Source organism: Providencia huaxiensis (assembly GCF_002843235.3).
Taxonomy (GTDB): Bacteria; Pseudomonadota; Gammaproteobacteria; order Enterobacterales; family Enterobacteriaceae; genus Providencia; species Providencia huaxiensis.
In genome coordinates this window covers 479407-494054 of sequence record NZ_CP031123.2, presented here as the reverse complement: position 1 = coordinate 494054, position 14648 = coordinate 479407, and the positions used below count along the sequence as shown (strand labels likewise).

The 14648-nt window shown below is 42.4% G+C and carries 13 protein-coding genes; 6 read left to right on the top strand and 7 right to left on the bottom strand.

Annotated elements, in window-relative coordinates; translation table 11 throughout:
- Nucleotides 1–50 precede the first annotated feature (50 nt).
- Nucleotides 51–1238 carry a 3-demethoxyubiquinol 3-hydroxylase gene (ubiF, locus tag CYG50_RS03680; RefSeq protein ID WP_102138310.1) on the bottom strand — a complete coding sequence of 396 codons (1188 nt, stop codon included), beginning with the start codon at nt 1236–1238 and terminating at the stop codon, nt 51–53.
- A 478-nt stretch (nt 1239–1716) separates the two neighbouring features.
- On the opposite strand from ubiF, the gene miaB reads away from it, so the two are divergent.
- From miaB to lnt, 5 genes are all read left to right on the top strand, one after another.
- A complete protein-coding gene (gene miaB, locus CYG50_RS03675) occupies nt 1717–3147 on the top strand; it encodes a tRNA (N6-isopentenyl adenosine(37)-C2)-methylthiotransferase MiaB (RefSeq protein ID WP_094961811.1) in 1431 nt (476 codons plus the stop codon).
- Between the two features lie 39 nt (nt 3148–3186).
- Nucleotides 3187–4239: a PhoH family protein gene (locus tag CYG50_RS03670; protein WP_094961837.1), complete on the top strand. Its 1053-nt coding sequence runs from the start codon at nt 3187–3189 to the stop codon at nt 4237–4239.
- A complete protein-coding gene (gene ybeY / locus CYG50_RS03665; RefSeq protein ID WP_094961810.1) occupies nt 4240–4713 on the top strand; it encodes an rRNA maturation RNase YbeY in 474 nt (157 codons plus the stop codon). It begins immediately after the preceding gene.
- Between the two features lie 365 nt (nt 4714–5078).
- Nucleotides 5079–5963 carry a CNNM family magnesium/cobalt transport protein CorC gene (gene corC, locus CYG50_RS03660; RefSeq protein ID WP_102138309.1) on the top strand — a complete coding sequence of 295 codons (885 nt, stop codon included), beginning with the start codon at nt 5079–5081 and terminating at the stop codon, nt 5961–5963.
- Entirely contained in the window at nt 5963–7492 is a 1530-nt protein-coding gene (lnt, locus tag CYG50_RS03655) for an apolipoprotein N-acyltransferase (RefSeq protein WP_102138308.1), read from the top strand. Before corC ends, lnt begins: the two co-directional genes overlap by 1 nt.
- Before the next feature lie 47 nt (nt 7493–7539).
- Here lnt and CYG50_RS03650 read toward each other — a convergent pair whose 3' ends face one another.
- Together CYG50_RS03650 and CYG50_RS03645 are read right to left on the bottom strand one after the other, a co-directional pair.
- Nucleotides 7540–8463 (bottom strand): diacylglycerol kinase catalytic domain-containing protein, encoded by a 924-nt coding sequence (locus CYG50_RS03650; protein ID WP_102138307.1) that lies wholly within the window; start codon nt 8461–8463, stop codon nt 7540–7542.
- Nucleotides 8463–9482 (bottom strand): SPFH domain-containing protein, encoded by a 1020-nt coding sequence (locus CYG50_RS03645; protein ID WP_102138306.1) that lies wholly within the window; start codon nt 9480–9482, stop codon nt 8463–8465. Before CYG50_RS03645 ends, CYG50_RS03650 begins: the two co-directional genes overlap by 1 nt.
- Before the next feature lie 150 nt (nt 9483–9632).
- Here CYG50_RS03645 and CYG50_RS03640 point away from each other — a divergent pair, with 150 nt between their 5' ends.
- On the top strand, nt 9633–10346 hold the full coding sequence (locus CYG50_RS03640; RefSeq protein WP_102138305.1) for an NUDIX hydrolase: 714 nt from the start codon (nt 9633–9635) through the stop codon (nt 10344–10346).
- Nucleotides 10347–10390: 44 nt separating this feature from the next.
- On the opposite strand, the gene CYG50_RS03635 is transcribed toward CYG50_RS03640, so the two are convergent.
- The 4 genes from CYG50_RS03635 to CYG50_RS03620 form a co-directional block, all read right to left on the bottom strand.
- The gene (locus tag CYG50_RS03635) at nt 10391–10918 is read right to left on the bottom strand and encodes a hypothetical protein (protein WP_094961806.1); all 528 of its coding nucleotides are present in this window, start codon (nt 10916–10918) and stop codon (nt 10391–10393) included.
- Nucleotides 10919–11027: 109 nt separating this feature from the next.
- The gene (locus CYG50_RS03630) at nt 11028–11528 is read right to left on the bottom strand and encodes a protein disulfide oxidoreductase (protein WP_102138304.1); all 501 of its coding nucleotides are present in this window, start codon (nt 11526–11528) and stop codon (nt 11028–11030) included.
- A gap of 288 nt (nt 11529–11816) precedes the next feature.
- Nucleotides 11817–12548, bottom strand: a complete 732-nt coding sequence (locus tag CYG50_RS03625; protein ID WP_102138303.1) for a DsbA family protein — start codon at nt 12546–12548, stop codon at nt 11817–11819.
- Complete coding sequence (locus CYG50_RS03620) at nt 12545–14641, bottom strand: protein-disulfide reductase DsbD family protein (protein ID WP_102138302.1); 2097 nt, start codon at nt 14639–14641, stop codon at nt 12545–12547. Before CYG50_RS03620 ends, CYG50_RS03625 begins: the two co-directional genes overlap by 4 nt.
- Nucleotides 14642–14648 lie beyond the last annotated feature (7 nt).

Genomic DNA, 14648 nt, shown 5'->3' with positions numbered 1-14648 from the left:
TAATAAATAGGCCGCTAATTTGCGGCCTATTTATATATCTAAGATAAGTTCTATAACCCTAACGCATACTTCAGCGCCAGTTTTTTTGCTTCTCCGGCGCGCTGTGCCGCCATCAACCCAAGATTCCTAACTATTTTCAATCCCGGTAACTTTTCACTAAATGCCATATAAAACACATCCATTCCAGCTTGCATGATTAAATTATCAGGCAAACGACGGCGTTGATAACGTTTTAATACATCAAGGGAATGCCAAGGCTGTATGTATTCACGCGCGTAAACCACTTCTTTCAGCAGAGCATCAACATCTCGGTAGCCTAAATTCACCCCCTGCCCCGCTAATGGGTTGATGGTATGGGCTGCATCGCCAATCAGTGCTAATCCGTCCATCACATATCGACTTGCATGGTGGCGGGTCAGTGGAAATGCCCCGGAAGCTATCGCCGTAATCGGCCCTAAACGTTCAGGAAAGGCTTCAGAAACCGCTCCAGTTAACTGTTCCATTGACATACCTTGTAAACGCCTAATCTTTGCGGGACTGTCATACCAGACTAATGAAGCCCAATTATCATACAGAGGTAAAAATGCCCTAGGCCCTGAAGGGAAAAACTGCTGCCATGTTTTATCTTGCTGAGGCTGTTGTGTTTGAATGCTAATTAACATGCATGATTGGCGATACTGCCAGCCTCGGCTACCAATCCCTGCCATTTTGCGAACTTGCGAGTTCGCACCATCGGCGCCGACAACAAGCTTAGCCTGCAAAGTTCGGCCATCATCTAATGCTAACATCCACTCTTTTTGCTGCTTAGATTGATATAAATTGATAAGTCTCGCAGGACAGACAAGGTCTAGATTGCTGTATTTTTCACATTCTTGCCACAATGCAAGTTGTAACACACGGTTTTCTACCATAAAACCGAGTTCAGGCAACCCAAGGCTTTGAGCATCGAAAACCACATTGCTATCGGGCTCTTCCCATGTTTCTAACTGGCGATATGGCGCACTCCGCATTGCTTTCACATGTTGCCAAGCACCTAATTGTTCCAACAATTCAACAGAAGCGCGGCTAATCGCAGAAATACGAACATCAGGAGCACTTTGTGAGTCAAAGGCCGCAGGTTGTGCTTTTTCAAGCAAAGCGACTCGCATGCCTTCTTGAGCAAAGCCCAATGCTGCTGCCGCGCCAGTCATACCTGCACCAACGACGACAACATCATAAGATTCGATTAATTTATTCATACGTTCGCTACTATTTACTGTTTAATAAAGGTCTCTGTTTAATAAAGGTTATTATTTGATAACAGTGACCACGTTGATAAAGGTATTGTACCGAAAAATGATGATTCTCACAGGAAATATAGGCATTGAAGACTTAGAGGTCATTGGTTTCCCTCTTCTTTATAACCTTACAAATAGTGTATTTTACTGAAAACACTTTAATTTGCACAAAAAACAACCACAATTTTGCAACATCCTCTGGTCACTGATGCCGCAAATGAATACAATACGTGCTAATTTTAAAACAATAGGCAAATTGCCTGCCCTTAGATTTCGTGTAGTGATATTATTTTAAATATCTTTGCATTTATCCCATCATACAATGATGTCCTTAATCAAAATGCATGCGACTTCCCAAATATAAAGGGTAGGACTTTGGATTTACAACGCGTTTCGGAGTCCATTACACTAGCCGCTTCGAAAACACCGGATATACGACATGTCGACGAATAAAAAGCTATACATTAAAACTTGGGGTTGCCAGATGAATGAGTATGACTCATCCAAAATGGTTTCTTTATTAGAAAATACCCATGGTTATCAACTCACTGAAGTTGCAGAAGAAGCAGATTTATTACTGCTTAATACCTGTTCAATTCGTGAAAAAGCACAAGAAAAAGTCTTCCATCAACTTGGTCGTTGGAAATTCTTTAAAGACAAAAACCCTGACATTATTATTGGTGTAGGCGGCTGTGTCGCTTCACAAGAAGGGGATTTTATTCGCCAACGTGCGCCAAGCGTTGACATCGTTTTCGGCCCGCAAACGTTGCACCGTTTGCCTGAGATGATAAACCAAGTTCAAGGTACGCGCAGCCCAGTTATCGATATCAGCTTCCCTGAAATTGAAAAATTTGACCGGTTGCCAGAACCTCGTGCTGAAGGCCCAACCGCATTCGTTTCGATTATGGAAGGCTGTAACAAGTATTGTACTTTCTGCGTAGTGCCTTACACCCGTGGTGAAGAAGTTAGCCGCCCTTGTGATGATATTCTATTTGAAATCGCGCAGTTAGCTGCACAAGGTGTACGTGAAGTTAACTTGCTAGGTCAAAACGTGAATGCCTACCGCGGTGAAACCTTTGATGGTGAAATTTGCTCATTTGCAGAATTACTGCGTTTAGTCGCGGCTATCGATGGTATCGACCGTGTGCGCTTTACCACTAGCCACCCAATTGAATTTACTGACGATATCATCGAAGTCTACCGCGATACCCCTGAATTAGTCAGCTTCTTGCACCTCCCAGTGCAAAGTGGCTCAGACCGCGTCCTGACCATGATGAAACGTGCACACACCGCACTCGAATATAAAGCCATTATTCGCAAACTGCGTGAAGCACGCCCTGGTATTCTAATCAGCTCAGACTTTATCGTGGGCTTCCCCGGTGAAACAACCGATGACTTCGAAAAAACCATGAAACTGATTGCAGACGTGAATTTTGATATGAGCTACAGCTTTGTCTATTCCGCACGTCCTGGCACGCCAGCAGCAGATTTACCTGACGATGTAACTGAAGATGAGAAAAAACAGCGTCTATACTTACTGCAACAGCGTATTAATCAGCAGGCGTTAAGCTTCAGCCGACAAATGGTGGGAACCGTTCAACGTATCTTAGTTGAAGGAACATCACGTAAAAACGTCATGGAGCTGTCTGGACGTACTGAAAATAACCGTGTGGTAAACTTTGAAGGCACACCGGATATGATCGGTAAATTTGTGGATGTCGAAATTGTGGATGTCTATACCAACTCATTACGCGGTAAAGTCATTCGTACAGAAGACCAAATGGGTCTTCGCGTTCATGAATCGCCAGAGTCTGTTATTGCACGTACCCGTAAAGAAGATGAGCTAGGTGTTGGTAGCTTTCAACCCTAAGCCGCAACCATAGGATATTCAGTGACCGAGACAAAAAATTTGCAAATCGCAACACAAGAGATCTTTCTAGAACCCGCAGATAACCAGCGTTTAATGAGCCTCTGCGGGCCATTTGACGATAATATCAAGCAGCTAGAACGCCGTCTTGCTATCGAAATTAATCGCCGTGATAACCGTTTTAAGTTATCGGGTAAGCCACTGAATGTTCAAGCGGCGAGCAAAATTTTGCGTCAACTGTATGTCGACACCGCGCCCGTGCGCGGAGTGATCCCTGATATCGACCCTGAAAACATTCACTTAGCCATTATGGATAGCCGCGTTTTAGAGCAATCTGCCGATAGCATTCCTGACTACGGTAAAGCGGTGAATATTAAAACTAAACGTGGTGTGATCAAACCACGCACCCCAAATCAAGCGCAATATATCGCCAATATTTTAGACCATGATATAACGTTTGGCATTGGCCCTGCGGGTACAGGGAAAACCTACTTAGCGGTCGCAGCGGCTGTAGATGCGTTAGAGCGCCAAGAGGTTCGTCGTATTTTGCTCACCCGTCCAGCGGTTGAAGCAGGCGAGAAACTGGGTTTTTTACCGGGAGATCTCAGCCAAAAAGTCGACCCTTACCTACGTCCACTTTATGATGCGCTATTTGAAATGTTAGGCTTTGAAAAAGTTGAAAAACTGATTGAGCGTAATGTTATTGAAGTCGCGCCGCTGGCCTATATGCGTGGTCGTACGTTGAATGATGCTTTTATTATTTTAGATGAGAGCCAAAACACCACCATCGAACAGATGAAAATGTTTTTAACACGTATTGGCTTTAATTCCAAAGCGGTTGTGACGGGTGATATTACTCAGGTTGACTTACCTCGCGGTAGTAAATCAGGGTTACGTCATGCCATTGAAGTGCTTTCTGAAGTGGATGATTTAAGCTTTAATTTCTTCCACAGCGAAGACGTGGTTCGCCATCCCGTCGTTGCAAAAGTCGTCATGGCTTATGAAGCATGGGAAGAACAAGACAATAAACGTCGCCAACAATTACGTGAAGAAAAAGAACAACAGAAGCAATTTGAAAAGCAGGAAAACCTATAAATGAGTGGCATTGACATCATTCTCGATTTACAAATTGCGTGTGAAAACCCTGATGGTTTACCTTCGGAAGCCGAGTTTCAGCGTTGGTTAACCGCTGTTTTACCTAAATTCCAAGCGCAAAGTGAAGTCACTATTCGGGTAGTTGATGAGCCTGAAAGCCATCACTTGAACTTAACCTATCGTGGCAAAGACAAACCGACTAACGTGCTGTCATTCCCCTTTGAAGCTCCGCCAGAAATTGAGCTGCCTTTGCTCGGTGATTTAATTATTTGTCGCCAAGTCGTTGAACAAGAAGCTATTGAGCAACAAAAAACGGCAGAAGAACACTGGGCGCACATGGTTGTTCATGGTTGCCTTCATCTTTTAGGCTATGACCATATTGAAGATGATGAAGCTGAAGAAATGGAAGGTTTAGAAACCGAAATTCTCGCTGAATTGGGCTATGAAGACCCATACCTTGCAGAAAAAGAGTGACCTAACTATAATTTTTTGAGATGTCTTTCTTATAGAAAGCATTACTTTACAAAAAATTGACGGTTATTTTGCAGATAAACCGTCAATTTTATGCTAAAAAAGAATCCAGTAAGCTGTTTTTATTAACTAACCTAAGCTCCAAATACTTTAACTTGGGCTACTTTTGCGCCAAGTGCAGCCAACAACGCTGCGGTTCGAAATACGACGAGTGAATACTCTAAATAATTCGAATTGCAGCTAGGCGGCAAGCTAGGATATCTCGATGAGCATACATAAGTATGTGATTCGAGTAGCCGAGTGCAGCCAACAACGCTGCGGTTCGAAGTATGACGAGTATTTTTTTGAGGAATATTAAATTAACCGCCATGAGCGACGATAACTCTTCGAGTAGCGATAACCCTGGTCCTAAGAAAGGGTTCTTTGCACTGTTAAATCACCTATTCCATGGTGAACCTAAAAATCGTGATGATTTAGTCGAATTAATCCGCGACTCTGAACAGAACGATTTGATCGATCCTGATACCCGCGAAATGCTTGAAGGGGTAATGGATATCGCGGATCAGCGCGTACGCGACATTATGATCCCGCGTTCCCAAATTGTTACCTTAAAACGTAATCAAACGCTTGATGAGTGCCTTGATGTCATTATTGACTCTGCTCACTCACGCTTCCCTGTTATTAGTGAAGACAAAGACCATATCGAAGGGTTATTGATGGCAAAAGATTTACTGCCATTTATGCGTACCGACGCAGAGCCTTTTAGCATCGATAAGGTATTACGCCAAGCGGTTGTTGTCCCTGAAAGTAAGCGAGTAGACAGACTACTCAAAGAATTCCGCTCTCAACGCTATCATATGGCTATCGTGATCGATGAGTTTGGTGGCGTTTCTGGTCTAGTGACCATTGAAGATATTTTAGAGCTCATCGTAGGCGAAATTGAAGACGAATATGACGACCAAGACGATGTTGATATTCGTCAACTCAGCCGTCATTCATATTCTGTCCGAGCCCTTACACAGATTGAAGATTTCAATGAAGCCTTTGGGACTCATTTTAGTGACGATGAAGTCGATACCGTCGGTGGCCTCGTTATGCAAGCCTTTGGACACCTGCCTTCCCGTGGTGAAGTCATCACGATAGATAACTACCAATTTAAAGTTGCTATGGCTGACAGCCGCAGGATCCTTCTGCTTCACGTGAAAATTCCAGACGACGCTCCGGTTCCAACTTTGGAAGAAGAACAGACTTAATGAACTCAACGTTTATTTATCAAAGCCAGCGGTTGCGGTTACTGCTGGCTTTAATTTTCGGAGCCAGTGGAACACTGGCTTTTTCGCCTTTCGACATCTGGCCTGCCGCACTGCTTTCTATCCTTTTCCTCCAACTACTGACCTTGCAGCGTACAGCCAAACAATCTTTTGCTATTGGCTTCGCTTGGGGATTTGGCTTATTCGGTAGTGGTGTTAACTGGGTTTACGTAAGTATTGCCGATTTTGGTGGCATGCCGGGCCCTGTAAACGTATTTATTGTTATTTTATTAGCCGCTTACCTTGCGCTTTATACTGGCCTATTTGGTGGTTTACTAGCTAAGCTTGCTCCTAAAGCCAATATTTGGCGTTTCGTTTTTATGGCGCCAGCTCTCTGGCAAGTCACTGAATTTCTGCGTGGTTGGGTATTAACTGGCTTCCCATGGCTACAATTTGGTTATAGCCAGATTGATGGGCCGATGAAAGCACTCGCCCCTATATTTGGGGTAGAAATGATCACATTGCTTTTATTTAGCATTAGTGGTCTGTTAGTACTTGCTATCCTACGTCGCAGCTTTATCTCGCTCGCCGTTGCAGCTGCCTTAATTTTTGCCCCATTACTCGCCAAAAATGTACAATGGTTTACCCCCCTTGAAGGCAAGAAAATGGAAGTGGCATTGGTTCAAGGCAACATTCCCCAATCAATGAAGTGGGAAGCCAGCTTCTTACAAAAAACCAAAGACACCTATATGGAGCTCTCTCGCCCTTATATCGGAAAAGCGTCTTTGATTATTTGGCCTGAATCAGCGGTGCCTTCTGTTGAGCTCGATAACCAAACGTGGCTTAAATCTCTCGACCAATTATTGGCAGAGTCAAACACCCAGTTAATTACTGGAATTGTGGATGCACGCCCGATAGACGGTGAATATACTTTTTATAATACAATCATTGTATTAGGAGATAAAAACCCGTATTTGTATCCATCTAAAAACCGCTATAACAAACACCATTTAGTGCCATTTGGTGAATATGTACCTTTAGAAGATTTGCTGCGCCCTATCGCACCATTCTTTAATTTGCCGATGTCAGGTTTTAGCCGTGGCGATTATGAGCAAGCGCAATTAGCGGTTGGTAATATTCATCTAACTGCCGCTATTTGCTATGAAATTATTTTAGGTACACAAGTCAGGGATAACTTTAAACCTGATAGCGATTACTTACTTACCGTCTCCAATGATGCATGGTTTGGTCAGTCTATCGGCCCATGGCAGCATTTCCAAATGGCGCGCATGCGTTCATTAGAATTGGGACGCCCATTATTACGTTCCACCAATAACGGGATAACTGCGGTGATCAGTGCAGATGGCTCAATACAAGATATGCTACCTCAATTTAAAACAGCGGCGCTTGCCACTGAAGTCACACCAACAACTGGACTAACACCTTACGCACGTTGGAGTCATTATCCGATGTGGGGAGTGGTCGTTATATTTGGTATTCTCGGTTTTGCTATGAATAGGCGCCAAAAATAACGATATTGGCCCCACCTCAGTACCTATCAATGAGGTGGGGTAATTGACTATGCAACCAGTAACCCTTGTAGATCCGCAATTTTCACTGTCACAATACAACCTGAATTGAATTGTAAGAAATCATCTTCAATGCCATCGGAAAAAATAACACCGTTATGGGGCATTAATGATTCAACAGCTAACGGGCTACCCGGCTCAATCGTACCAAATACCCATCTCGTTCCTGTTGTTTTACTTAAAAATGGCTCCCTAACACTAAACTGTAATTTACTTTCTCCCCAGCCAAATCCTTTTGCCAACGGATGATTATTTCCCCCCATAATTGCCTGCGCACCCGCTAAAATAGATTGAAACCAACCTGTTGACCCAAGTCCTGTCGATATAATAATGCCAGAGGATGATTGAAACTCTTGCTCCCCATTCCAATTTAATAAATAACGTGCCGATGTGTGGCTTTTCGGACCAATAAATAAATCGTTCACCGCGAGTAGCGATTGCCCGTCATTGGTCGTTGCCTGGGCGAAAGTCACCATTTTTTGCTCTATTTTTCCTTTTAAGGTATTCATCACCACTTCCTGCAATTGGCCTATTTCAAAAGGAAGCAACTGACCATCCCACCGTTCAGGATCTGGATTAATAGCGATAACGGGTTGTCCGTTTAAGTACTTCAAGGTGTTCGCCACTAAACCATCTTGGCCAATCACGATAACAATATCGTGTTTAGAAAATTGGTAACTAGGTAATAATTTTCGTTCCAATAATTGAAATCTACCTAATGATTTCAATATCGATTCGGCTTGTATTAATTGGCGTTGATATAAGTCATGTTCATTTAAGTAGTCACTCACCTCAACATGGTTGTGTTCCAAGTAAAATTTAGCTTGAGGCCAAGTATTAAAGCGCTCAATCAATTCCTGCAAACGTGTTTTACGCATCACTAAGACAAAACGCACGTCATTATTCCTTTGCATTATTTACCCCCTTTCTTCATTAGCTGGCCAAATAAATCAGGCGATATATTGAGCTCACCAATCTTACCGGCATTTTGTGCTAATGATTCGAATGCCATCGCCATCAATTGTTCTGGTCCCATTTTTGCTAACGCTAATGCTTTTAAGTTTTCCACCGGTAATTGGCTATAGGCTTTCATTTTAGATTCAATAGAGTAAGCATCTGCATCCGACTGTATACGTTGGTTTTCAACACTAAGCGCAACCAATTCATTGCGTTTTGCTTCTGCATTCACTTGTGCGATTAACTCCTCTTGCTCGATTTCTGCTCGCTCTCGCAATATTTTCCGCTCATTATCAAGGCGCGCCTCTTCAATTTGTTGTTCTTTGGCTTGAACAGATAAGTCGGTTTCTAATTCCGCTTCTTTGATTGTGCGCTCTTGTTCGACAGAAAATTTACGTCTTGCATAAATGGCATCATCGGCCTCTTTCAATATGGATTCTCTCGCTTGTGCTTCTAATGCTTTAAGCGTTTCAGGTAGCGGTGCAATGGCTGAGATAGAAACATCCAAGATTTCAATACCTAGAGACTCTATGACCGCCTGTACGGCGAGTTGCTGGCTCACCAAAACAACTAATGATTGGCTAATTAATAATGCGTCCCGCAGTGAAGTGGTTTGTATTTTGGCTTGGATCACGGTTTGAGCTGCTCGTACAACTCGATCATTTAATTTAATGGGGTCTTCTGAAGCGTAACTTTTCCCGTCCTTAGATAAGTTAAAATTTAAGACGTCCGCTGTTTTTTCGGGCTGTTTTACCTGAAAAGAAATTTGCCCTTGAATACGTAAACTTTGGAAATCAGCTGTTTGTAAATTAAAAATAAATGGGGCTTCTTGTGCATTCAATGGAAGCGCCGCAATGGACGTTTTATCGGAGTTATACCAAAAACTGAGCCCCTTACCTTGCTTACGCACTTTCCCATTCACTGATTGAATAACAAAAGTCGATGAGTCTGCTTTGAAATATTTAAAGTTAATCATAGTGGATCCCTCATTATTGTCTTTATGACCTTGACTAATTATTGTCCTATAGACATTAATTAGTCAAGCAATAATTGTCTTAATGACATTAACTATTTTTTAGCGTATAGTTTATTCATCAATGCCAATCAGACTTTGAGTGATAACCAAATGAATGAAAAAGAATTTTTAGCTCACTACGATAGAAAAAAATTTCTATCACCGCTTATCACTGTCGACGCTGTAGTATTTACCTATCATGAAAATACGCTGAAAGTATTACTTGTCGAGCGCGCTAATTTTCCTGAAAAAGGAAAGTGGGGGCTGCCGGGTGGTTTTATTGATGAAACAAATGATAAAAATTTAGAAGAGACTGTTTTACGTAAGCTGAAAGAAAAAACGGGGGTTATTCCCCCCTATGTTGAGCAACTTTGTACAGAAGGAAACCACCAACGAGACCCTCGAGGCTGGTCTGTCACTGTTTGCTATACTGCTCTAATTGCTTACCAAGCCTGCGAAGCGCATATTGATACGGTAGATTCTGTAAAATGGGTCTCTATTGATGAAATTGATCAACTTTCTCTTGCATTTGACCACTTCAAACTCTATCAACAAGCAAGAGAACGTCTAAAGCAAAAATCACTCTACTCAATCGTTCCAGGTTTCGCACTCCCTGACGTTTTTACCTTAGCTGAGCTACAACATGTCCATGAAGTTTTGATTGGTAAGCCTTTGCAAAATAAATCGTTTAGGCGCCGACTCGAACAAGCGAATTTGTTGATTGATACCGGAGAAAAACGCCACGAGCGCGGCCGTCCCGCTAATTTGTATCGTTTAAAACCACAATCCGCGGATTACCGTTTTATTCGTAATTTAGAATTTTAGTAATTGATATGCCTGATAAATATTATCAGGCGCTCTAATGAATGCTATTGGCAAATCGCAGGGGTCACAATATAGGTAAAAATGAGTTTGTTAGACTTATGATAATTATGCGTAATACCTTCGGGGAACATTTCATGCAATATATCCATGCCTGCATTTTTATCACAGTAGTTGCGGTTTAAAATCTCACGCATATTTTGCTGCCAGCTATCACCTTCCAATATGTTGTCAGGGATCCCTTTGATAGTATATTGGTAAAATAACATGCCATTTTTAGCAGTCACTTCCGTCAATAGTGTTACATCGTCGATTAACATAGGTAAGGATTTAGCCATATCAGACAGAAAAATGCCCCGTAACATCGTTGGGTCATCATCCCCTTTTGCATTAAAAGCATTGATTTTATCTTCTGTCGAATTGGCTTTTATTTCATCATAACGCTGTTCTATTTTTGAATTTTTTATCGTTTCTGACGGCTGTTTTGTTGTTGTTTTTTCTTCCACCTCAGGGGAGCATCCCGTAATTAATACCGCACCTAGAAATAATCCAACCACTTTTTTAAACATAACCATCCCATTCACCTATTTTATTATTTATATAGCCGAATGAGTTTACCATAATGATAAATTAAACTTATAGGCAGAAAAGTCCCCTTTTTAGGTCAAAGGGGATGGTAGAAAGTTAAAAGGATGCCAACCACATACGCATTTTTAGACCATAAGAGCTAGTCCAACCCGATGTAAAGCTGACTAACTCACCGTTATCAATCACCATAAATGTGGGTGTTGCACTGTTCCCAACCGCATTGGAAAGCTGACCGCTGGTATCGTTAATCACAGGAAACGTTAATTCCTTGTTTTCCATTCCCTTGATTAAGCGAGATGTTTCACCTGAGCGTATCGCTACTGAAATAATTGGCATACCTGATTGGCTTAATTCTGATACCGTTGGCGAAGTCAAATTACATACCCCACACCACGTCGCCCAGAAATAAACCAGTATTGGTTTTTCTTTGCTTAACTCAGCTAGTGAAACGCTCTCACCATTCACTAGCGTGTGCTGTTCCAATAATACAGGCGCAAGGGTTTGTGGCTTGCGCCATAAATCCATCACTGTAAAGGCAATAAATAAAATAATTGCCAAAACAATAATTTCTTTAGACCACTTTTTTAGTCTATTCATACCGTTATTTACCTATTTGTTATCAAATAGTACAAATCAAAGATGTAAGAAACCAAAACATTCAATTGAAATTGATGCTCTAGTACTTATTTAAGATATTTGATTTTTATCCTCTAATTCTAGAGTTTGGATTATTTCCTCTTTAAACTTTCTTTATCCTCTAAATAATTCGCGTTGTGGCTAGGCGGCAAACGAGACTATCGTGGGGAGCATACACAAGTATGTGACCCACGTAGTCGAGAGCAGCCAACAACGCCACAGCGCGAAGTATGACGAGGATAACGAGGATTATTTGAGCTTAGCCAACTGCTCCTTCACTACCGCCTCAAACTGCTGTGCATCAATAGCGCCTGGGATCAGCTCATCACCCACCAATGTTGCTGGTGTTCCATTCACGCCCAATTTTTCTGCCAATATCATATTAGTGCGAATACCATCACGGCTCTTATCACTCGCTTTCAATTTATCGTTGCCAGTAGCTTTGAGAGCATCTTTGATATTTGCATCTGATAGCATGCCCTGTTTTTGCATAAATTTGTGATGTAAAGCTTCAAATGCTTTCGGATCTTCTTGCCACAGTGTCATTGTTAACTGTGCTGAATCCATTGATGTTTGGCCTTTAAATGGTAAATATTTGATTACCACTGCCACATCATTTGGATATTTTTTCACAATATCCATCAGTTGAGGGTCGAAACGCTTACAGAATGGGCAGTTAAAATCAGTAAAGTTAACCAAAACTAACTTGGCATCTTTTTTACCGATACGTGGACTGGTTGGGTCATTAAACAGAGCGTCCTGCTCTGCTTTTAAGGTTTCTTTCATTTGAGCTTGCTGTTTTTCCCCTTGTTTTGCTTGCAGGGCAACAATCGCTTCTTCCAAAATTTCTGGGTTTTCAACCAAAGTATCACGCACTAATTTACGCACTTGTGCTTCTTGGTCCGCACTCAAAGGTGCTGCTTGTGCTACTGACCCAATCATTAGTGACGAAAATAAAACAGCTAAAATTGTTTTTTTCATTTTGTGGCTCCTTTGGCCTGATTCATAACGGATATTAGCGATTCACGGTCAAGTATTGTTGACAGTACTTCGCCTTCGGCCAAGTTAGGGCCATAAATTTGATTAAATGGAACAGCAACCTGCCCACGTTTTTGTAAAAATGCCGTAATTTCAGGTGAAGGTTTGGTCCAATCACCACGTAAAGCAACAACATCGGGTTCACTAAGCAGCTGTTGGATATCATCCCTTAGCAGTACATTGTATTTATTTGCCTTACAGGTTACGCACCATTCCGCGGTGACATCAATAAATACACGTTTGTTATCCGCCAGTGCAGCCGTAATCGCTTGTTCAGTCAAAGGTTGCCAATTTACGGTATCTTTAACAAGAGAACGGCTACCGGAATGCTGTTCTTGTGTCATCCAAACAAACCCACCAGCAAAAGCGGCAAATAATATAAATGGTAAGATAGCCGCCCTTACACCGCGTTTTATCGCGATAAAGACCACTAATAACACTAAGAAAACGACAGCAATCACGGTCGAGGTAGTGACACCAAAATGTGGTATTAATAAGCTAATTAACCATAAACTGGATACCAGCATCATTAACCCAAGAACGGCACGCAGCTTCAGCATCCACATACCAGGCTTTGGTAGTAAGCGAGAAATAACTGGGAAAGCCGCTATAAGTAGCCATGGCAAACTCATACCGACACCTAATGCCGTGAAGATCAACCACAACTCTTCCATTGGCGCTGCCAGTGCAAAGGCCACTGCGGTGCCCAAAAATGGTGCAGAACAAGGCGTTGCCAGTAATGTCGCAAATACCCCTTGCCAAAAATGGCCACTGTTACCATGACCACCCGCTGTCGCCAAGCGTGTATTGGCCTTACTACCGAGGTTGATTTCAAATAAGCCAAATAAATTCGCAGTAAATAACGCCGTTACCAGCACCATAAAGCCGATAAACCACGGGTTTTGGAACTGAATTCCCCAACCAACAGCTTGTTGACCGACTCGTAATAACGTCATCAAGAGCGCCAGTAACCAAAAGGAAACTAGAATACCGAGAGAGGACAATAAAAACTGACGGCGAATGGTCTTTTGCTCACCATTAGGTACCATCAATACAGAGCCAAGTTTCATTGCTAACACCGGAAGTACGCACGGCATTAGATTAAGGATCAGCCCCCCTAAAAGGGCAAATAGCATCACCTGCCATAAAGAAGCACTGCTCACTTTAGACGCTATCGTGCCAGTAAATGGGCTAACTTGATGGCTAACTTGCTGTGAAATATCACCATCTGCAACAACAAAAGAGAGGGTTTTTCCGGTTAAATCGGGAGAATCGCCCCCCCAATCATCACCGACATCTATTGTTGCTGTTAAATGGTCACCTGATGTTTCTATAACAGGAACGCCTAGTGCCGCCCCTTCAACCACATCAGTGAAAATATTCGGTTGTTCCCACGCGTTGCCTGTGCTTTTCTGCAATTCAATGATTAGCTTATCATTCGCAAAACCAACTTTGGTTTGCTCAACTAAACCACTTGATGGTGGAACTGCACCTTTGGCTTGATTAAACGCCCAAGTAAAGTCAGCAGGAACAGGCTCTGTTAAATCGAGCTCAAACGGATAATCGGTTAAAATACAAACATTACTACACGTTGATAATGTTAACGTACCTTCAAGTTTATCCAACTTTTCATGACTTGTTACTGTAATGGGGAAGGCAATATCCCCCATGTAACCTTGAGTTGAAACACCTGCGACATCAAAGCGCCCTGGTGTTGGCCATTGCCAATCCGTTGCTTCAACAGGTGATGACCACACAATTTCAGGCGCAACGCCCCCTTCACCAGGTGAACGCCAATAGGTTTTCCAGCCCTCATCAAGCTTTACATCGAGCAAAATGTCGACTTTGCCATTTTCCTGCGCCGAACTTAATAACCTAACCTGCGCATGTCGTGGAGTGTTGTCATTCATCCACCCCGTATTCGCAGGTTGCAACCACCCCGTATTCGCAGGTTGCAACCACCCCGTATCCGCAGCATATAAACTGCTCGAAAATAGTGCAAAAAATATAAAAAATGAATTAATTAAAAAACGCATTGTTTCC